Source organism: Micromonospora sp. ATCC 39149 (assembly GCF_000158815.1).
Taxonomy (GTDB): Bacteria; Actinomycetota; Actinomycetes; order Mycobacteriales; family Micromonosporaceae; genus Micromonospora.
The window spans coordinates 1,017,553-1,037,615 of record NZ_GG657738.1 but is presented as its reverse complement, the minus strand read 5'-3'; the positions used below and the strand labels follow the sequence as shown (position 1 = coordinate 1,037,615).

The 20,063-nt window shown below is 69.9% G+C and carries 16 protein-coding genes; 9 read left to right on the top strand and 7 right to left on the bottom strand.

Features of this window, described 5'->3' with window-relative positions:
• Positions 1 to 79: 79 nt before the first annotated feature.
• Together MCAG_RS04185 and MCAG_RS04180 are read right to left on the bottom strand one after the other, a co-directional pair.
• A complete protein-coding gene (locus MCAG_RS04185) occupies positions 80 to 718 on the bottom strand; it encodes a response regulator transcription factor (RefSeq protein WP_007071723.1) in 639 nt (212 codons plus the stop codon).
• Positions 709 to 2,001: a sensor histidine kinase gene (locus MCAG_RS04180; RefSeq protein ID WP_036376283.1), complete on the bottom strand. Its 1,293-nt coding sequence runs from the start codon at positions 1,999 to 2,001 to the stop codon at positions 709 to 711. Before MCAG_RS04180 ends, MCAG_RS04185 begins: the two co-directional genes overlap by 10 nt.
• Before the next feature lie 159 nt (positions 2,002 to 2,160).
• Here MCAG_RS04180 and MCAG_RS04175 point away from each other — a divergent pair, with 159 nt between their 5' ends.
• The 7 genes from MCAG_RS04175 to MCAG_RS04145 all read left to right on the top strand — a co-directional run bounded on the left by MCAG_RS04175 (position 2,161) and on the right by MCAG_RS04145 (position 11,588).
• Complete coding sequence (locus MCAG_RS04175; RefSeq protein ID WP_007071721.1) at positions 2,161 to 3,081, top strand: ATP-binding cassette domain-containing protein; 921 nt, start codon at positions 2,161 to 2,163, stop codon at positions 3,079 to 3,081.
• The gene (locus MCAG_RS04170; protein WP_007071720.1) at positions 3,078 to 3,881 is read left to right on the top strand and encodes an ABC transporter protein; all 804 of its coding nucleotides are present in this window, start codon (positions 3,078 to 3,080) and stop codon (positions 3,879 to 3,881) included. Before MCAG_RS04175 ends, MCAG_RS04170 begins: the two co-directional genes overlap by 4 nt.
• Before the next feature lie 36 nt (positions 3,882 to 3,917).
• Positions 3,918 to 5,456: an alpha/beta hydrolase gene (locus MCAG_RS04165; protein WP_007071719.1), complete on the top strand. Its 1,539-nt coding sequence runs from the start codon at positions 3,918 to 3,920 to the stop codon at positions 5,454 to 5,456.
• Positions 5,457 to 5,870: 414 nt separating this feature from the next.
• Positions 5,871 to 6,452 carry a hypothetical protein gene (locus tag MCAG_RS04160; RefSeq protein WP_007071718.1) on the top strand — a complete coding sequence of 194 codons (582 nt, stop codon included), beginning with the start codon at positions 5,871 to 5,873 and terminating at the stop codon, positions 6,450 to 6,452.
• A 904-nt stretch (positions 6,453 to 7,356) separates the two neighbouring features.
• Complete coding sequence (locus tag MCAG_RS29480; RefSeq protein ID WP_050777849.1) at positions 7,357 to 8,022, top strand: hypothetical protein; 666 nt, start codon at positions 7,357 to 7,359, stop codon at positions 8,020 to 8,022.
• A 288-nt stretch (positions 8,023 to 8,310) separates the two neighbouring features.
• Positions 8,311 to 9,432, top strand: coding sequence for a hypothetical protein (locus MCAG_RS04150; RefSeq protein ID WP_369751298.1), 1,122 nt, complete (start codon positions 8,311 to 8,313; stop codon positions 9,430 to 9,432).
• 320 nt (positions 9,433 to 9,752) lie between these two features.
• On the top strand, positions 9,753 to 11,588 hold the full coding sequence (locus MCAG_RS04145; RefSeq protein ID WP_007071714.1) for an adenosylcobalamin-dependent ribonucleoside-diphosphate reductase: 1,836 nt from the start codon (positions 9,753 to 9,755) through the stop codon (positions 11,586 to 11,588).
• Between the two features lie 583 nt (positions 11,589 to 12,171).
• On the opposite strand, the gene MCAG_RS04140 is transcribed toward MCAG_RS04145, so the two are convergent.
• On the bottom strand, positions 12,172 to 13,659 hold the full coding sequence (locus MCAG_RS04140) for a hypothetical protein (RefSeq protein ID WP_007071712.1): 1,488 nt from the start codon (positions 13,657 to 13,659) through the stop codon (positions 12,172 to 12,174).
• Positions 13,660 to 13,745: 86 nt separating this feature from the next.
• Between MCAG_RS04140 and MCAG_RS04135 the strand changes: the two genes are divergently transcribed.
• Together MCAG_RS04135 and MCAG_RS04130 are read left to right on the top strand one after the other, a co-directional pair.
• Complete coding sequence (locus MCAG_RS04135) at positions 13,746 to 14,894, top strand: HAMP domain-containing sensor histidine kinase (RefSeq protein WP_036372299.1); 1,149 nt, start codon at positions 13,746 to 13,748, stop codon at positions 14,892 to 14,894.
• Positions 14,891 to 15,547, top strand: a complete 657-nt coding sequence (locus MCAG_RS04130) for a response regulator transcription factor (protein ID WP_007071710.1) — start codon at positions 14,891 to 14,893, stop codon at positions 15,545 to 15,547. Before MCAG_RS04135 ends, MCAG_RS04130 begins: the two co-directional genes overlap by 4 nt.
• 139 nt (positions 15,548 to 15,686) lie before the next feature.
• On the opposite strand, the gene istB is transcribed toward MCAG_RS04130, so the two are convergent.
• The 4 genes from istB to MCAG_RS04105 form a co-directional block, all read right to left on the bottom strand.
• On the bottom strand, positions 15,687 to 16,475 hold the full coding sequence (istB, locus tag MCAG_RS04125; protein ID WP_036372296.1) for an IS21-like element helper ATPase IstB: 789 nt from the start codon (positions 16,473 to 16,475) through the stop codon (positions 15,687 to 15,689).
• A complete protein-coding gene (gene istA / locus MCAG_RS04120; RefSeq protein ID WP_007071708.1) occupies positions 16,475 to 17,701 on the bottom strand; it encodes an IS21 family transposase in 1,227 nt (408 codons plus the stop codon). Before istA ends, istB begins: the two co-directional genes overlap by 1 nt.
• Before the next feature lie 830 nt (positions 17,702 to 18,531).
• Complete coding sequence (locus MCAG_RS04110) at positions 18,532 to 19,416, bottom strand: fructosamine kinase family protein (RefSeq protein WP_007071705.1); 885 nt, start codon at positions 19,414 to 19,416, stop codon at positions 18,532 to 18,534.
• Positions 19,417 to 19,659: 243 nt separating this feature from the next.
• Positions 19,660 to 19,878 carry a hypothetical protein gene (locus tag MCAG_RS04105; protein WP_036372293.1) on the bottom strand — a complete coding sequence of 73 codons (219 nt, stop codon included), beginning with the start codon at positions 19,876 to 19,878 and terminating at the stop codon, positions 19,660 to 19,662.
• Between the last annotated feature and the right edge of the window lie 185 nt (positions 19,879 to 20,063).

Here is a 20,063-nt window from a genome sequence, read left to right as displayed (position 1 = left end):
CAGCTGCACGTGACTGGGTACATCCGAATGCACTCCGACAGCGGGTAGCCGGTTACTGAGACACGCCCCTGACCTTGGGTCAGGTGCCGAGGTACTTGAGCACGGCCAGCACCCGGCGGTGGTCCGTGTCGGTGGGCGGTAGGTCGAGTTTGGCGAAGATGTTGCTCACGTACTTCTCGACCGCGCTGTGGCTGACCTTCAATGCCTCCGTGATGCCGGTGTTGGAGCGGCCCTCCGCCATCAGCCGCAGCACGTCCTGCTCGCGTGGTGTCAGGCGCCGCATCGGGTCGTTGCGGCGCACCAGCAGTTGGGCGACAACTTCGGGGTCCAGCGCGGTGCCGCCGGCGGCCACCCGGCGCAGCGCGTCGAGGAAGTCCGACACCTGCGCCACCCGGTCTTTCAGCAGGTATCCGATGCCGCTGGTCTCGACCGAGAGAAGGTCGGTGGCGTACCGTTCCTCCACGTACTGCGAGAGCACGCACACCGCGATCTTCGGGTGTTGCCGCCGGATGACGAGCGCGGCCCGGATGCCCTCGTCGGTGTGGGTCGGGGGCATCCGCACGTCGACCACCACGACGTCGGGTCGGTGTGCGTCGACAGCGGCCAGCAATTGGCCGGCGTCGGGCACCGCGGCGACGACCTCGAAGCCACCTTCGGTGAGTAGCCTGATGAGGCCGGCCCGCAGCAGGACGGAGTCTTCGGCTAGCACTACTCGCATCGGACATACACGGTAACGGTTGTGGGCCCGCTGGGCGGACTCACCACGGTCAGACTGCCGTCGAGGGCCGCTGCCCGCTGCGCCAGGCCGCGCAGGCCGGTGCCGGCGCCGTCGACCGACGCGCCGCCGCGGCCGTCGTCGGTGATCGTGATGATCAACCGGTCGCCGACGCGCTTCGCCACGACCTCGGCCCGGCTCGCGTTCGCGTGTTTGGCAACGTTCGTCAGGGCTTCGGACACGGCGAAGTACGCGATCGCTTCGACGCTCGGCGAGCAGCGCGGCGCGACGTCCACGCGCAGTTTCACCGGCAGCGGTGCCCGCGCGACAATGCCCGAAAGCGCCGCGTCGAGTCCCCGGTCGTCGAGGACGGCCGGATGCAGGCCACGAACGAAGTCGCGCAGTTCGGCCAGCGCGGCGGTGGCCTCGTCGTGGGCCGCGGCGACGACCTCCAGAATCTCCGGCGACCGGTCGGCGAAGGAGGCGCGGGCCATGCCCAGGTTCATCGCCAGGGAGACGAGGCGCTGTTGCACACCGTCGTGCAGGTCCCGCTCGATCCGGCGCCGTTCGGTGTCGGCGGCCTCGACCAGGTCGGCCCGGCTGCGCGCCAGCGACTCGACCCGCTCGGCAAGTTCCTCGGCGTGGCTGCGGCCGAGTAGGCGCCGGGCCGCGGCCGTGTCGGCCCCGGCGATGCCGCGCGCGACCCACGGCGCGGCGAGCAGCAGGGCTGTGGCGCCGCCGAACCACAGGCCGTACCCCGCCCCGGACACGCGGTCGCCTGACAGGGCGGCGAGGAAGAGCGCCGACCAGCAGAACACGACGACCACCCCGCCGAGGCCGCCCAACAGTGGGGCGAGCAGATGGTAGGCGAACTGGCGCCAGGTGGTTCCGGCGGCCCACGGCTGGAAGATCCGGTGCCAGCCGGTGCCCGGGTCGTGCTTCGGCGCGGCGATCTCGACACCGAGCAGCGCCCGGAACCGCTCCCGTTGCAGCGCGCTGAAGAACCGCGCGCACGGTGGCAGCGCCAGCGGGCCCAGGACGGCGACGACCACGTACAGCACCGGGAGCAGCCGGTGGCCGGTCGGGCCTTCGACGAGGCTGGTCACGGCGGCCCACCACAGCACGCCCACGAGCCAGATCACCGTGGCCGTGGTGGCTGCGAGGAACATCCCAGCCACCACGTGGAAGGTCGCCTGCCAGGTGCGCGGCGACGACAGCGGCCGCAGCACGGCGAGCGGGCCGGTGGCCCGCTCGTGCGTCATCGCTTTCGCTCCCGCTGAGGTCATGTGTTCACGGTAGGTATCCCGGCGCCGGCCGGCCATCGGGCAAACCCACCGTCAAGGGTGGGGAAAACCTCAAGGCGGTCCGGCTGGCTGCCCCACTTACCGCGCCAACATGCGCTGGCAGCGTAAACGTCAGCCGGACGAGGTGAGGGAGCAAAAGCGATGATCGAGGCGCGGGAACTGACGAAGCGGTACGGCGACAAGCTCGCCGTCGACGGGCTGACATTCACCGTCAGCCCGGCAACGGTGACCGGTTTCCTCGGACCGAACGGCGCCGGCAAGTCCACCACGATGCGGATGATCCTCGGGCTGGACGCGCCGACGAGCGGTTCGGTGCTGGTGAACGGCAAGCCGTACCGGGCGCACACCGCGCCGCTGCGCGAGGTCGGCGCGTTGCTGGAGGCCCGCTCGATCCACCCGGGCCGCAGCGCGTACAACCACCTGTTGGCGCTGGCCCGCACGAGCGGCATCCACCGCTCTCGGGTCGACGAGGTGATCGAGGCGGTCGGCTTGTCCGGCGTGGCGCGGCGGCGGGCCGGCAAGTTCTCGCTCGGCATGGGGCAGCGGCTCGGCATCGCCACGGCCTTGCTGGGCGACCCGCGCACGGTCATCCTCGACGAACCGCTCAACGGACTCGACACCGACGGCATCCGTTGGGTGCGCGCGCTGTTGCAGAGCCTCGCCGCCGAAGGCCGAACGGTCTTCGTCTCCTCGCACCTGATGAGCGAGATGGCGCTCACCGCCCAGCATCTCATCGTCATCGGCAAGGGCCGCCTGATCGCCGATACCGGTGTGGCGGAGTTCGTCCGGGCAGGTAGCCGCAGCGTGGTTCGGGTGCGCACCACCCACCCGGACGCGCTCGCCGCCCGATTGTCCGGGCCCGACGTCGAGGTCTCGTTCGACCGGGACGAGACGCTGACGGTGTCGGGGTTGACGACCGACCAGATCGGCATGGCCGCCGGGGCGGCCGGTATCACGCTGCTCGAGCTCACCGCACAGCAGGCCTCGCTGGAAGAAGTCTTCATCAACCTGACCCGCGACGCGGCCGAGTACCGCGCGAACACCGTCGGAGCGACGTCATGACCAACGTCATCCTTCCCCCGTACCGCGGCGAGCAGCACCTCAGCCAGGTGCGCGTAATCCGCTCGGAATGGACCAAACTGCGCTCCCTGCCGTCCACGATCTGGTGCCTGCTGACCACGGTCGTGCTCGTGGTCGGCGTCGGGCTGGCGTACACCACGCTGCGCGTCGCCCGCCCGCCCGCGGATCCGACCACGTTCGACGCCGTCTCGGTCAGCCTCGCCGGCGTGCAACTGGCGCAGTTCGCGATCGGCGTCCTGGGCATGCTGTTCATCACCGGCGAGTACACCACCGCGTCGATCCGGGTGAGCCTGGCGGCGGTGCCCGGCCGCCTGCCGATGTTGTGGGGCAAGGCGGTCGCGTTCGGACTCACCACCGTCGTGGTCTCCGTCCCGGCAGTGCTGGCGTCGTTCGTCGCCGGCCAGTCGATCCTGTCCGCCAAGGACCTGGATATCGGACTCGGTGAGCCCGGTGTGGTGCGGGCCGTGCTCGGCAGCGCGCTGTTCCTGACCGCGGTGGGCTTGCTCGGCCTCGGTCTTGGTGCCCTGCTGCGCAACACCGCCGGCGGGATCTCGGCTCTGTTCGGGCTGCTGTTCGCGCCGCAGCTCGTGCTCGGGCTGCTGCCGGAGTCAGTGTCCGACGCGGCGTACCGGTATCTGCCGACCCCGGCCGGCGCGGCCGTCAGCTCTGTCCACCAGGACCCGCTCGCGCTCGGCCCATGGGCCGGGTTCGCCTTGTTCTGCCTCTACACCGCAATCGTGCTCGGGCTCGCCGCGTGGCAACTGCGCCGCCGGGACGCCTGAGCCGTCCACCTCCACATCCCGATCAGGAGAAATCCGATGAACCGACCACGACGGCGCACACTGCTTGTCGCGGTGCTGGCCACGACCGCGGGACTCGTCGCGGTACCCGCCGCTTATGCCGGCACGACGCGGGACGCCGGGCTCGCCCGGTACCACCATCAACACGTCAACTGGAAGTCGTGCCAGCGCGGCGCCGACGACACCGACGGCCGCGCGCTCGACGAAGCCGGCGTGCAGTGCGCCGACATCCGCGTGCCGCTGGACTACCGCCGGCCCCGCGGGCGCACCATCACGGTCGCGATCGCCCGCAGCAAGGCCACCGACACGGCCCACTACGCCGGGCCATTGATCTTCAACCTGGGCGGCCCGGCCAACCCGGTGCTCTCCACCGTGCCGCTCGCCAGGGAAGGGCTGGGCGCGGCCGGTGCCAAGTTCGACATCATCGGCATGGACATCCGCTTCTCCGGGCGCAGCACGCCGATCGACTGCGGCTGGCCGGTCAGCTGGCTGCCGCGCTCCGCCGGTGCCGGCCGGGAGAGCTTCAACCGGATGGTCACGCTGTCGAAGGATCTGGCCCGCCGGTGCGCCCGGACCAACGCCGACGTGCTGCCATACGCGTCCACGGCCAACGCCGCCCGCGACATGGACGTCATCCGGGCCGCGCTCGGCGCGCCGAAGCTGTCGTTCCTCGGCTACTCGCAGGGCAGCTACCTGGGCGCGCAGTACATGCAGCGGTTCGGCCAGCGAGCCGGGCGGATGGTGCTCGACAGCGCCATCGACCCGGATCGCCCCGGCGTCACCTCGTTCCCGGACCGCACGGTGGCGGTACGGCGCGAGGCGGCGCTGCGGGAGTGGGCCGCACTGGTCGCGGCGCACGAGGACCAGCTCAACCTCGGCACGACGACCGGGCAGGTGCTGGGCACGGTGGACCGGGTCTACCGGGCCGCCGCGCGCACGCCACTACGGGTGGGCCAGTACCTGGTGGACGACACCGTCATTCCCGGACTGATCGTCGATCTACTGGTCGACGACAGCGAGGAGGGCGCCCTCGAACTCGCGGCCACCGTGCAGGTGCTGGTACAGGCGGCCGACACCGGCAACGCCGAGCCGACGGAGACCCTCGCGACCGCGCTGGCGGGGCAACTGACCGGCCGCGACTCCGCGCAGCGCAGCGCAGCGACCGCCATACAGTGCGGCGACGCGCCGGTATCGCGCAACGTCCAGGCGTACTGGCGCGACATTCAGGCGGTACGCACCGAGGCACCCCTGTTCGGCCCGCTGGGCAGCAACATCACGCCGTGCGCGTTCTGGCCCAACCCGCCGCGGGAACGCCCGATCCGGATCCGCAACGGGGTACCGGCCCTGGTCGTCCAGGCCGCCGGTGACGTCAGCGCGATCCTGGAGATGGGCCAGGCCATGCACCGCGCCCTCAACGGTTCCCGCATGATCACCCTGGCCGGCGCCCGTGGCCACGGCGTCTACCTGTTCCGAGGCTCCGGATGCGTCGACGCGGCCGTGAACGCCTACCTCGACACGGGCAATCTGCCCGCGGCCGATCTGACCTGCCTCCAGTAGCCCCGGTTCCCGCACCGCGCCGAAGCCCGGCTCCTGTGCCTGTGAATCGATCACAGTGGCCGATCCGGGTGTCGGCCAGGCCCGACCAGCACTGAGGATCGTCGATGTTGTGGGAGTGGATCGGGGCGTGATGGAATGGCTCCCATCGCCGCAGCGCGGGGGCAACCGTGCTGGGAACGGCCAAGACGGGAGCATCGCAGTGCCCGCAGCACGCAGCTACGCCAGAAGCTCGCGTGCCGCACTGCCGGGCCATCGCTACGACGACGGGCGTCTGCCGGGCAGGGCATCCTCGCCCGCCGTACGTACTCCCAGTACCTCCCCCCGGGTGGCCGACGCGTTCGACGTCTGACACGTCGGGGGAGTCCGATGCGGTCTGCCAACGCACCAGAACCGGCGACGAGGTGAGAAGCAATCATGATTGCTCAGAGGAGTTTCGCGGGGTGGTACCGGCACCGCCTGGTGTGGGTGGCGGTGATCCTGCTGGCGACGTTGGCCGGCACGGTCGTACTGGTCAACCGGGCCGGCCCGGAGGCGGAGCCGGCGGATGTGCACGCGCAGGTCATGACCCGGATGCGGGCCACGCTCGAACAGGCGGACCCGGGGCAGCACAACCACGCCGGACACGGTGGCCAGCAGGCGGCGACCGGGAAGGAGAAACCGGCGGTGATCTGCGGGGTCCGCGTCTACGGCTACGAGCCGGCCGAGGTCACCACGCTCGCTGACGTGCGGACGGTCTACGGCTTCCACCTCTGCGGCGTCGCCGAGCAGAAGCGCCCCTGGGACGTGGCAGTCAAGCTGGCCGGCCCGGTGATCATCGACATGTCCAGCGAGCCCCCGGGCATCCAGGTGGTCGAGGCGACCGCCGACACCAGGTTCGTCGACCGGCTGCGGGAGATGTTCCCGGACAAGTACGAGGAGTTGGCGCTCAAGGAGGCGCTGGCCGAATCGGAGATGGCCGACCTGCGCCGCCGGTACGACGCCGCAGCCGGGATCTGACCATGCTGGACGGCCGGATGTAGGTCTCCACGCTCCGACTCACCCAGCAGCTCGGCCGCCGCCCGGGGATCGCCGGCCCGGAGCCGGTCACGGCCGAGCGCGGTCAGCCGCTCGAATCGCAGCGCGTCAACGTCGTCCTCGGTGACGCCGAGGCGGTAGCCGCCCTCGGACTGGGTGATCGCGCGCCGGCCTCGCCGAGCACCCGGCGCATCCGGGAGGCCAGCGACTACAGCGCATTCGCTGGGTTGTTCGGGAGTTTCCGCGGCCACAGCGCATCGACCAGGACGCCCGGTTCGACCGGCCGGCCGCCGGCCAGTGCCAGCCGCGCGATCAGGCCCGGAGCCGGGCGCCGGGAACGGCCACCACGGCGTTGCCGCGGCGCACCTCGAGGGTGCCGAACAGCGTCACCCGCAGGCGCGTCTCCCCGTTCCCGTGCACCGCCCGATCCTTCCGCGTGCAGGCCCCCGCATACGCATGCGCGTTCGTAGGCCTGTGCCCTGTCGACGCCCGATGCATCACCGGCCCGCCGACCAATTGGTTCTACTGCCCGACCGGAACTACTGGGCCAGCGAAACGGTGTGACGACGTCCGGAACGATGTAGTGCTCCGCCGCGACGTGCAGGGCCGTGTCGTGCCCGAGCGGCATGCAGGGGTCGGCTCCCGCTGCCAGACGAGCCCGCACCTCATCCTCGCCGCCGCCCCACAACGGCACTCCATCCCAGCCCGTGATGACCCCCTCCCGTCGCCTGTCGACGCGCACGACGCTAGACGGCGCATACGACACTTCCCGCGAGAGATCGCCGACAGCTCCAGCAGAGCAATGCGGTTCTCGGGCTGGACACAGCTGGCAATGCGCGCGTCACCACGTGGCATGTAGTCACACCCCTGCGGCATTGTGGCAGCCATGAAGTCTGAGGAATCGCCGTTCCCCTCCTCCTGGTGGGGCATCGGACTCGCGAGTGCCGGTGTCGACACCCGTCCTGACGTCGGCACCTATGGGCGCTACACGTTCAGCGACCTGCCTGCGCTGCCGTTCGAGCTGAACGGCAGCTACGACTGGCTGCGCCGGCAGGTCCAGCACGACGAGTGGGCGATCAACGCTGACGGCGAGGGCGACCTGTCCGCACTGCTGACGGCCTGCGCCGCCGCCGGCCTGCCGCTACCGGCGGACTTCGTCACCTTCCTGCAGTCGCCGGAGCTGCCGGGCCGGGTGCGCTCCAGCACCGCCTGTTTCCTGGACCTGGCCGGCGCGCCGATGCCGTCACCGACCGGCAAGGGCTGGTTGATCCGGTTCCTCGCCGACCAGCAGGGCTGCCTCTACTGGTATCTGTATCTGACCGAGGACGGTGCCGACCACGCAGTCCTTTCCACCATGGAATTCTACGACCCGCAGGACCGCGGACCTTCCGACCCGGAGACAGAGGCACCGAACGACATCAGGTTCTGTGCCGAGTCGTTCGAGGCGTTCATCTGCCGGTACTGGCTGGAGAACGAGATCTTCTTCGCCGATGTCGACGGGACGCCGCTGCCCGAGGGGGCGGCCGAATACCTCGAGCGCTATCGGAAGTGACGGGCTCATCTGGACGACAGGGGCAGCGGGCGACCAGGAATGTGCGGACGGACCGCGTCCCTTATCCGCGTGGACATCCTTGAGGCGGGCCTCGCGGGTCGCGGTGATCACGGCCGGACCGCCTGGGCGGCGCCGTTGTCGAGCCGTTCACCCATGGGCATTGGTGGGGTTGACCCCCGGGCAAGTCCGGGGGTCTGCGGGATGGTGATGCCGGAGCGTAATCGTCGAGGCTGATGGCACACGGCATCAAGACGGACGGCTGCGGATCCTCATCTTCGGGAGCGCCACATGACCATCGGCACCATGTCGCTCAGCGCGACGCGTGGCTGGCATCGCCCGCTGATGGCGCATGCGACGCTCATGTTCGCCCTGGCTGCGGTGTCCGCCGTCGGTCTGTTCGTCGACGATCGCCTCCTCATGGGCGAGTCGGTCTGGATGAAGCCGATGAAGTTTGGCTTCGCCATGGGGGTGTACGGCCTGACGCTGGCGTGGCTGCTCAGCAAGCTGAACAAGGGCAGACGCATCGGCTGGTGGCTGGGCACCGTCTTCGCGGTGGCCGGTCTGATGGACGTCGCAGCCGTTGCCTACGCCGCCGCGCACGGCACCTTCAGCCACTTCAACGACAACACCGACCCCGTCGCCCGGACGGTGCAGACGGTGTTCTCGATCGGCGTCATGCCGCTGCTGCTGACCACCCTGGTCATCGCGATCCTGGCCCTGATCCAACACACAGGCGACCTCGCCGCGACCCGTGCCTTGCGCGCCGGACTCGGGCTGGCCGTCGCCAGCATGGCCGTGGCCCTGTGGCTCAGCGGTCCCTCAGGCGAATCCCCCCGCACGGTGACCGACGCCAACGGCCACCCGGTATCCATGGCCGGTGGCCACGGCATCGGCGACCCCGACGGTCACGGAATGCCCGTGACCAACTGGAGCACGACCGGCGGCGACCTGCGTGTACCGCACTTCATCGGCCTGCACGCCATCCACGTGCTGCTGCTTCTCACGGCCGTCCTGCGGGTACTCGCGACCGGCCGCGGCTGGCTCTGCGACCAACGGGTCCGTGCCCGGCTGGTCGGCGTCGCTGGACTTGGCTACACCGGCGTGTTCACAGTGCTCAGCTGGCAGGCCAAGCGAGGCCAGTCAGTGATCCACCCCGACCGACAGACACTGACCGCCTTCGCCGGCGTAACGGTACTCACCCTTGTGACGGCGGTCGTAGTGATCATCGCCGCGCGTCGGAGATCCGAGCCGCCCACCGCCGAGAGACAGCGCGACGACGTGCCGAGCATCCCGACCCGCTGGACGGCCACTGGATCACGGTCGCAAGACCCGCCTGATCAGGTGCGCGGATCTGCCGCCGATCGTGCGCGCAGATCCGCCGGACAGTTCGACGGGATGGCCTGCCCTTGATCCTTCTCGATGCCGCGTCGTCCTCCCGCCGACCTCGCGTAGCTGCACAGGGCAGGGCGACCGGAACCAGCTGACGCACGCACGCGGCGAGCGCACCCCAGGTAGGGCCCTGCCCTGGTCGGGGTGCGCTCCCCCCGCCCGCGCCAGGCGAACGTGACGCCGCGCAGGCCCGGAACGCGGGGAGCGGACGGACGCGCACCGAGCAGGTCGTGTCCGAAGTGGTCCGCCGGTACCGGTGCCGAACTGGCCCATTCGTCGCCACGGATCGCTGACATGCTCGGCCCGTCCGGAAGGAAGGAAAGGGAAGGTGGTGATCGACGATGTCGGACGGGGCGACGGTGCCGGGAGCGCCGGACGTGCTGCGGGCCAAGCTGGGTAGGCGGGTCACCGGGCCGGACGGCGCGGTCCGCATCGAGTCCGTGGACGATCTGCTCGACCGGGTCGCCACCGGGCTGGGCGCGGTGGAGCGGGAGTACGGCGCGGACGAGTCCACCGCGCGGGTCTGGGCGGCGCGGTTCCGGGCGTTGATGGCGGAGAACAGGTTCTGGCCGTCGGGGCGGATCCTGAACAACTGCGGTACCCGCCAGGGGCAGCTCGCCTCCTGCTTCGTCCTGCCTGTCGAGGACGACCTCGGCGCCATCTTCGACACCCTCAAGCTGGCCGCGTCCTGCCATCGTACCGGCGGCGGCACCGGCTTCGACCTGACCCCGCTGCGCGAGCGCGGCGCGCCGATCAGTACGGCCGAGGCGGCCGGCTCCAGCGGACCGGTCTCCTGGCTGCACCTGTTCGACGCGGAGACCGGGGTGGTGATGCAGGGCGGCAAGATGCGCGGTGCCAACCTCGCGTCGCTGTCGGTGCGCCACCCGGACGTGTTCGAGTTCATCGACGCCAAGGCGGTCGTCGGCCGGCTGGCCAACTTCAACCTGTCCGTCACCGTGGACGACGCGTTCATGCGCACGCTCATCGACGGCGGCGAGATCGACCTGGTCAGCCCGGTGGGCGGCCGGCCACGCCGGCGGGTGCCCGCGGCCGAGATCTGGCGGCGGATCAGCGCCCAGGCGTGGCGTACCGGCGACCCCGGCCTGCTCTTCACCGACATGATCAACCGGGCCAACCCCCTGCTGGACAGGCTCGGCCCGATCCGCACCACCAACCCGTGCGGCGAGCAGACCCTGTACCCGTACGAGCCGAGCACGCTGGGCTCGGTCAACCTGCGCGCCATGACAGGTCCGGACGGCCGGCTGGACACGGCCAGGCTGGAGCGTACGGTCGAGGACGCGGTCCGGCTGCTCGACAATTCCATCGATGCCAGTCACTACCCCGACCCGCGGATCACCGCCATGGCCCGGGGCAACCGGCGGCTCGGACTGGGCGTGATGGGCTTCGCCGACCTGCTGATCGCGCTCGGCGTGCGCTACGACTCGACGCGCGCGCTGGCCGTGGTGGACGAGGTCGGCGGGCGGATCCGGGCGGTCGCCGAAGCCACCACCCGACGGCTGGCCGCCGAGCGCGGCACGTTCCCGAACTTCGATCCGGCCCGCTTCGACGCCCCGGTCCGCAACTGCGCGGTCACCACGATCGCGCCGACCGGGACCATCTCCATGGTCGCCGGCTGCTCCAGCGGCATCGAGCCGCGCTTCGCCCCAATCTGGCGCAAGAACGTGCTGGTCGACGGCGGCGTGTCCTACGTGGACGAGGACCTCGCCGCAGACGTGTGTGCGCACGGCGGCGTCGACCCGGAGCAGGCCCGGCGGCTGATCCGCGAGCGGCCGGTCACCGAGCTGCCAATGCCGGAGCCGGTACGCGACAGGTACCGGTACGCGCACGACGTGCCCGGCGAGTGGCACGTGCGCATCGCCGCGCAGTGGCAGCGCCACATCGACAACGCCGTGTCCAAGACCGTCAACCTGCCCCGCGACTGCTCCGTCGACGACGTGGCCGAGGTGCTGACCGCCAGCTGGCGGCTGGGCTGCAAGGGCGTGTCGGTGTACCGGCAGGGCTCCCGCGAGCAGGACCTGCAGGAGGTCGCCGGCGCCCGCACCGGGACCGACCGGCCCACGCCCCTGGCCGGCGACGCCGGCACGGGAATCGACACCGGTACCGGTGCGGTGCCGCAGAGCCGGGCGTTGCTCGCCGCCACAGAAGGTGCACTGTGAACGAACTCGCCGTGCGGGGTGGGCCGGCAGCGGTCCGCACCGCCCACCCGCGCCCGTGGCCGTGGGTTGTCGCCACCGGCCCGGGCCCGGGTCGACGCGCTGATCGACGCCGGGATCCTGTCCGACTACGCCTACGGCGACACGCTGCGGGCTGCACACCGCCTATCACGCCGTCGGGGTGCGCCCGGGCGGATGCGCTGGGCGATGCGGGCGCCGACGCCTTCGATACTGCGGCCGCCGTGCAGTTCCAGGTCGAGTTGGCCTTTGAGGGTGTCGTTGACCGACTCGATGAGCTGCCGGATCGGTTTGAGGAGTTGTTCGTCGGGGCGTGGGGCGCGGCTGCGGTATGACGGTCGCAGGCAGCCGCACTCCGCGTTCGGCCAGCCAGCGGTCCAGTTGGGCGGAGACATGGCCCTTGTCCGCGATGATCAGTAGGCCGGGACGGGCGCTGAGCAGGTCCGGGTCGTGTTCGAGTACGGCAGTCAGGACCTTGGCGACCCTGTCCTAGCCTCCCCGCTGCCTTGCGGTCAGCTCCCGCTCGATTCGGAGCACCTCGCCGACGCCGACGGCGTCATCCTGCTCGCTATCGCCAATCGGTGTCTGCAGCCGGCTTGCGGCCGACGGCGATCAGCGCCACGACCACCGTGTACGCGCAGAGTAGGGCGAGCCCGGCCCACCCGGGGAGTGGGAAGTATCCGGCTGACGGCGCGTAATGCGCGGTCACCTGCGGGTACTCCACCATCGTTTGCTTGACGGCGAAGCCTGCGGACGGGGTGAGCCGCAGTAGCCACTCGCAGACCGTATCGGGGAACAGCGGGAGCGCCGTGACGACGTAGGGCACGGCGACCAGCGACAGCCCGATGAGGATCGCCGCCCACCCGCGGCGCAGCCACACGCCGATCCCGTACGCGAGGACAGTGCAGAGCGCGAGCACCGCGGCGACGCCGACGATCACCCGGGCGCCGGTCAGCAGCGGCACGGGCTGCACCGGGATGCCGTGGCCCTTCAGGGCCGCGATGCCTACCGGGAGGACGATGCCGACGGCGACGAGACCGGTGACGAAGCCGGCCGCCCCGACGACGGCCGCCCCGGCGGTGATCACCCGCCGGGAGGCCGTCTCGCGAGCCGTACGGGCACCGTAGCGGGCGCCGACGACGAGCACGATGACCAGTGCGAACGCCACGCCGGGCAGGGTCTTCTCGACGGTACGCATGCCCTCCTCACTGCGCGGCCCTATGTCGCCGGTCCCGCTGACCGTGATGACGCCGTCCTTCTCCACCGCTCCCGACGCGTGGTGGTACTTCTCCCAGTCGGTGTGGTTCATCTCGCCAACCGACTCGCTGTCCCACGCGCCGGTGGCGCCGCCATCGACGACGACGTTGTCGAAGGCGCCGACGGCCTGGGTGAACCGGACCTGCTCGATCGCTCCGCCGAGGGCGATCTTCCGGAGCGTGAGGTCGCCGGGGGAGGCGGCGAAGAGGCCGACCTGCACGGTGTCCGGCAGCCCGTTGAGTCGTGCCGTGCCGACGGTGTGCCACTGCTCGCCGTCGGCCGACTCGAAGCCTGCGATGGTGTCGCCCGAGCGGGTCAGGCGCAGCCAGCGCGGAGACTGCTCCGAGACGCCGCCTGTGCCTCCGGCGACGTCGTGCTTGTAGTCGTACTGGAAGCGCACGCCGTGGCTGCCGGTCATCATGAGCGCCGCGTACTGCGAGCCCTGCCGTACGCCGTCCTTGACGATGATTCCGGCCTTCGCCCACGGCACCAGCCCGGGCACGATCTCGTCGTGGTCCGGCGGGGGATAGGTGATGGTTCCGGTCATCGACGTCATCCGGACCGTGATGCTGCCCTCGCGGCCGAGGTCACGATGCAGGAACCAGAACTTGTCGCTGACGATGGAGCCGTCGCTGGCGGCAGGAGCGGCAGAGCAGGGGCCGTCGCAGGACGAGTTGCTGCCGAAGGTGAACAGCAGGCCCAGCGCGATGACGATGAGGGCAGCGGCGACCAGGGCGATCAGGCGGCCCGGGCGGCGGAACGAGGTCCATTGCCGCCGGAGGAGTTCGATGCTCGACATGCGGTTGGTTCTACAGATCGACGGGTAACACGGCCCGAACCGGCTTTGTCATGCTGTTGTTAGGTCCTCCCGGGCATGCTAGAGGCATGATCAGGCTGCGCAGCGGTACCGTGGGAGTACGTTTCACGATCTTGTATGCCGTCGTGTTCCTCGTGTCTGGCATCGGGTTGCTAGGCCTGACCTTTCTCCTGTCCGGCGGCAGCATGAGCAACGTCGCGCCCGCCGGGAATCCCCCCGGCCAAGGCGGGTTCACCGCGGCGCAGCAGCGCATCCGGGAGCTGGAAGACCAGCTGGCCGAGGTGCACACGCAGCAGGCACGCCAACTGCTGGCCGGATCGCTGGTGGCACTGATCGTGATGGCGGTCGTCTCACTGCTGCTCGGCCGGGTGCTGGCCAAACGTGTACTGCGGCCGCTGCGGCTCATTACGAGCGCGACGCGGCGTATCTCCGCCGACAGCCTGGATCGGCGGCTGGCCGTCACCGGCCCCGCCGACGAGGTGAAGGACCTTGCCGACACCATCGATGAGTTGCTCGAACGACTCGAGGTGTCGTTTGCCGCGCAGCGCCGCTTCGTTGCCAACGCCTCCCATGAGCTGCGTACGCCGCTGACGACGATGCGGGCGTCGCTGGACGTCGCGGTCGCCAAGCCGGACCCGGCCGCCTCGACGGTGGGGCTCGCGGACCGTCTGCGTACCCAACTGGACCGGGTCGATCACCTGCTCGACGGGTTCCTCGTGCTGGCCCGGGCGCAGCACGGCGCGCTGGCCGACGCCGCCCCGGTCGACCTCGGCGAGCTCACCGACCAGGCGCTGCGCGAGATGTCCGCAGAGGTGGAGACGAAGGGGCTGAGTGTGATGGTCGACGTGCCGCCGGGGATGGCGACGCATGGCAGCCCGGCGCTGTTGGCGCGGTTGGTGGGCAACATCGTCGACAACGCCGTGACGCACAACGAGAGCGGCGGATGGATAGGGATCACCGGGTCGGTGAGCGAACAGGAGACGGTGCTGGTGGTCGAGACCGGCGGGCGAGTCCTCGACCAGCGGGAGGTTGACCGGCTGACGCGGCCCTTCGAGCGGCTCGGCCGCGAGCGTACCGGTTCCTCGGGGTTAGGTCTGTCCATTGTGGCCGCCGTCGCCGCCGCCCACAGCGGCCGGCTCGCCCTGCTCGCCCGGCCGGAAGGTGGCCTGCGCGTGTCGATCACGCTTCCGGTCGCGAAGGTGCCGGTGGCGGCGTGAGAATCCTCGTCGTCGAAGACGATTACTCCCTCGCCGAGGTCGTCGCGGAAGGGCTGTGCGATCAGGGAATGGCCGTCGACCTCGCGTACGACGGGCTGGCCGCCGCAGCCAAGCTCGACCTCACCGCTTACGACGTGGTGGTCCTGGACCGGGACCTGCCCAGCCTCCACGGCGACACGCTGTGCCAGATGATCACCGAACGAGCGGACCGGCCGATGGTGCTGATGCTGACCGCGGCGAGCGCGCCCGGCGACCGGGTCAGCGGGCTGACCCTGGGCGCGGACGACTACCTCGCGAAGCCCTTCCACTTCCCGGAAATGATCCTGCGCATCCAGGCACTGGCCCGCCGCAAGCCGGACGTGCGGCCCCGGACGCTGCGCGCGGCCGGGATCGAGCTCGACCCGGTACGCCGGACCGCCGTTCGTGACGGGCGGCAGCTCAACCTCTCGGTGAAAGAGTTCGCCGTGCTGGAGGCACTGCTGCGGGCGAGCCCGGGCTTCCTGAGCGCTGAGGCCCTGCTCGAGGGGGTCTGGGACGAAAACGCCGACCGATTCACCAACACCGTCACGGTGACGGTGGGCCGGTTGCGGCGCAAGCTCGGCGGCCCCCCGGTCATCGCCACGACACCAGGAATCGGTTACCGGATCGCCTGATCCACCGAGCCGCAGCGGCACGCAGGCGAGGGATTCGAGCGTGGCACCCGAGCTGGGCGCAGGTGTTGTCGTCGGCGCGTGAAATCGGACCCTGCTGCGACGTCTGAAATCGGACCCCTTTGCCTGGGTATGACCTTACTCAGTCGTTGGTCTTGGTAGCCGCAGGAACGCGGCCGAGGTCGCGGTCTTTGAGTCGGTAGCTGTCGCCCTTCATCGAGATGACTTCGGCGTGGTGGACGAGGCGGTCGATCATGGCTGCGGCGACGACGTCGTCGCCGAACACTTCGCCCCACCGGCCGAAGGGCTTGTTGGACGTGACTATCAGCGAGGCTCGTTCGTAGCGGTTGGACACGAGTTGGAAGAACAGGTTCGCGGCTTCGGCTTCGAAGGGGATGTAGCCGACCTCGTCGACGATCAGCAGCGGGATCCGGCCGAGCTTGACCAGCTCGTCCTGGAGACGGCCGGCGTGGTGGGCATCGGCGAGGCGGGACACCCACTGGGCGGCGGTGGCGAACGCGACCCGGTGTCCGGCCTGGCAGGCCCGGATCCCCAGGCCGATGGACAGGTGGGTCTTGCCCGTGCCAGGCGGGCCGAGGAACACCACGTTCTCCTTCGACGCCACGAAGTCGAGGGTGCCGAGGTGGGCGATCGTCTCCCGCTTCAACGACCGTTGGTGGTCGAAGTCGAACTCCTCCAGGCTCTTGCGGGCCGGGAACCTCGCCGCCCGGATGCGGCCCTCACCGCCATGAGCCTCACGGGCAGCGACCTCGCGTTGCAGGCAGGCGGCGAGGAACTCCTCATGCGTCCACGACTCCGCCCGGGCCCGCTCCGCCAGCCTCTCGACCGACGCCGCGAGGGACGGCGCCTTCAGGGCACGGGTGAGGAACGCGATCTCCGAGACGACGTTGCGGCTGGTCTTGGCGGCCATCACGCAGCCACCTCATCCAGGCCGAACAGGCGGTCGTAGTCACTCAACGGCCGCCGTTCGACCTGGCCGTCGACGGCGGCCGCCGGCTTGTGTTGCGCGGCGATACGCAAATCCGCGGCGGCCCGGCGGTGGACGGGATCGGTGATGCTCTGATGCTTGGCCCAGCAACGATCGTGCCGGGCCACCGCCCGACCATCACAGAACACCTCCACCCGATCGACATCGGCGGTGACCTCGACGCGGCGGCCGACCACCGACGGGTGCACCGAATAGTCGTTGCCGTCCAAGCGCACGTAATGATCACGAGGAAGGCGGGTGGTCTGCCGCCAGCCGACCACCGGCGCGACCGGTGGCAACGGCAACATCACCTGCCGGTCGGCGTCCCACCGCTGCACCGGCCGGCAGCCCAGCGTCCGGTGCTGGCGGTTGTTCGCCCGCACCAACCACTCAGTGAGTTGGGCGTTGAAGTCGGCCGGCGAGGAGAAGCGGCGTCCGGGCAGAAACGAGGTCTCCAGATAGCCGTTGGCCCGCTCCACCAGGCCCTTGGACTCCGGGTCCGCCGGCCGGCACTGGATCACCTTGATGCCGAGGGTGCCGCGGAAGGCGTTCATCGCCTCCGTCAGCTGCGGCCTGCCGGCCCGCCACTGACCGATGGCGGACTCGTTGTCCCACACCAACGCCTTGGGCACCCGTCCCCAGCCGGAGATCAACGTCCAGTGTCCGACCAGCAGGTCCGGTGACTGCCGCGACGGGATCATCACCGCCGACAGCCACCGCGAATAGCCGGACACCATCACCAACACCGGCGGCCGACCCACCTGCCCGAACCCCAACGGCACATCCGCCGGCGGGAACCACAGATCACACTGCGCCAACTCGCCCGGCAGATACTCCGTGCGCTGCGCCGGGTCCGGCGCCATGAACAACGGCCGCAACAGGCGCACCCGCTCCTTGAGCACGGTCAACGACCGCGTCCAACCGATCCTCTCCGCGATCACCGTGGCCGGCATCGACGGCCACTCCCGCAGCAACGCCCGGATCTGCGGCTCCACCGCGTCCACGATCGAACCCTTCGCCGGCCGCTGGTACTTCGGCGGCCCCTGCGCGGCCAACGCCCGCCGCACCGTGTTACGACCCACCCCAAGCGTGCGGGCGATCACCTTGATCGGCATCCCCTCAGCCCGATGAAGACGACGGATCTCCGCCCAGTTCTCCATGCTCAACACCCCTCCGATCCTCGAAGAGGGGTCCAGATTCACCCGCCGACCCGGGGTCCGATTTCACGCGTCGCCGACAGGTGTCATGACAGGACGACGGTATGAATAGGTTCTCGGCATGCTGCATCGGGATCAGCCGGCCAATGAGCCGTACGAGAGCGAACTCGGGTCTGTCGTCCGATCCTGGGCCGATGCGCAAACAGGCGCTATCGCGCTCGAGCTGCAGAGTCCCTTGGATGCGCCCGGCATGGACTCCACGCCATGATGTGAGGATGGCCGCGGCGGAAGAACGCGACGACCCCTATGAGGCGGTTGGGCCAAGGTGGTACCTCGATCGCCTCCTGGCGGAGTATCACCTCCGCGAAGAGCAGCTGGGAGATCGGATTCGGGTACGCAGGCATGCCCGATGGACGTCGGGGGAGGTTCGCCCACAGGAGTATCTGGTGCACGAACCGGTCCTCCGCCCGCACGGCCAATTTCCCTGTGCCGGCGACAACGAGGCTCTGGCCTTCTGCGAGGGAGATCGTTGACGCGATGGTGCGTGGCTACGGCATTTCCCGCAGCGAGGCGGTGGCACGCGTCAACCGGCAATGGTCACAAGCCGATCCGCCGGACCGCATCCCACGTGTCTGGATCGTCGGCTTGGACATCGCTTGTCACGAGGACGCGGATTACTGGGCCGCGGAGCCACCATGCGAGTGCAGCGAGCCAACCCCAGCCGACCGCGATCGTGAGCCGCTGGTAGAGGCCACCGTACCCCTCAACGCCCAGCCCTTGGATAAGCGTCAGCCTCGCCACGCCGGTGGCGGCGCTGTACGCCGTCCACTGCGGGCCTGTGGTCAGGTTCGCGTCCGGAACGGGGCGAGGGTGGCTCGGATTTGGTCGCCCGCGCCCCAGTCGTCGTCGAACTGGGCCAGCACGGCCAAATGTTGTCGCAGCTGGACGATCGGCATGCGGGCGCGCCAGTCGCTGTCGAGGCAGGTCAGCTCTGCATAGACCTCGAAGAACCGTTGCGCCTCGGGCGGGGGCGAGGTGGACCACACATGGGCGAGGTCGACTTCAGCCCACATATAGGACACAGCTGGATCGATCAGCGCGGGCTGCCCGTTCGAAGTGGCCAGGACGTTCTGTGCCCACAGGTCGCCGTGCGTCAGGCATGCCGGCCGCTCCGGCAGCAGGTCGGGCAGCCTGTGACACAGCCGTTCCAGCGCCGCCCGGTCTGCGCGGTCCAGTGCCGCCTCGACGCGGGGCTGCCCGAGCCACCGAAGCAGCCGGTGCTGTGCGAAGAACGCGAAGCCGTCGTCGTGCCAGGTATTGATCTGGCGGCGGCGGCCCAGCCAGTTGTCGCGGTGCCATCCGAAGCGAGGATGGGCCGTGCTCGTGTGCAGGTGGGCGAGCATGTGCGCGAGCTGCTCCCAGAAGGTCTCGCTGTGCGGCCTGGGCCGCAGCACCGACAACACAAGCAGTTCCCGGTCCGCCAGGATCACCTCGGGTGTCGCCACGTCGCCAAGTTCGCGCAGGGCGGCCAGCCCTTCGGCCTCCGTGACGAAGACATCGTCGGCCGGCGCGTCGGCGAAGGCCTTGACGAACACCGGCGGCGCGTCTCGACGGGTGGCTATGCCCGCGAGCGCCGCCAGCCCGCCCGCCGCCGGCTCCACTGTGACGACATCGCGCATCCCGGCCCGGCGCAAACATTCCAGCAAGAACGTTGCCGAGCGGATCACGACGAGCTCCTCCTACTTCGGGCGCATGGTCGCAAGGTCTTGTGCGACCAACAGTTGACTACCTCCGAGGACGGGGGCTTGCCCCGGATTTTGGACACCGGGATCATGCGGCTTGCGTGAGTGTAGTGGATGTTGATGTTGATGTGGTGCCATCCGGACGCGGCTCGATGTCGGTCACTTGCCTGGTCATGCCGCCAGGCTGCCGGATGCCTTCACAGAAGGTCCCTTCCCTGAAGGCAACCGTCACGTCTCGTGCTGCCCTTCACCGACGGCATCGTCGAGCTGCCGGCGCAGATCCGCCGCTTCTTCCACCCGGCCGAGCCGGTCGAGCACTCCGACGAGGGTCCAGTACGCCGACAACAGCTGTCTGGCGAACATCTGCGGCAACTGCTCGACCAGTCGCTTGTATAGGTCGATGGCCTCGGTGATCGCTTCCGACGCCCTTGGCAGATTGGCATTCACGTTCACACACACCCAGGCGTACGCCGCCAACGACGTGGCGAGTTCGGGCAGGTGGGCGTCTGGGTTCGCTGCGGCCAGCTGCCGGTAGCTTGCTCGGCGACGGGCAGGGCTGCGGTGTGTAGGCCAGCCTCGGCCAGTCGCAGAGAATGAATGGCACGGCCCGGTGGCGGGGCAGCAGCAGCCGG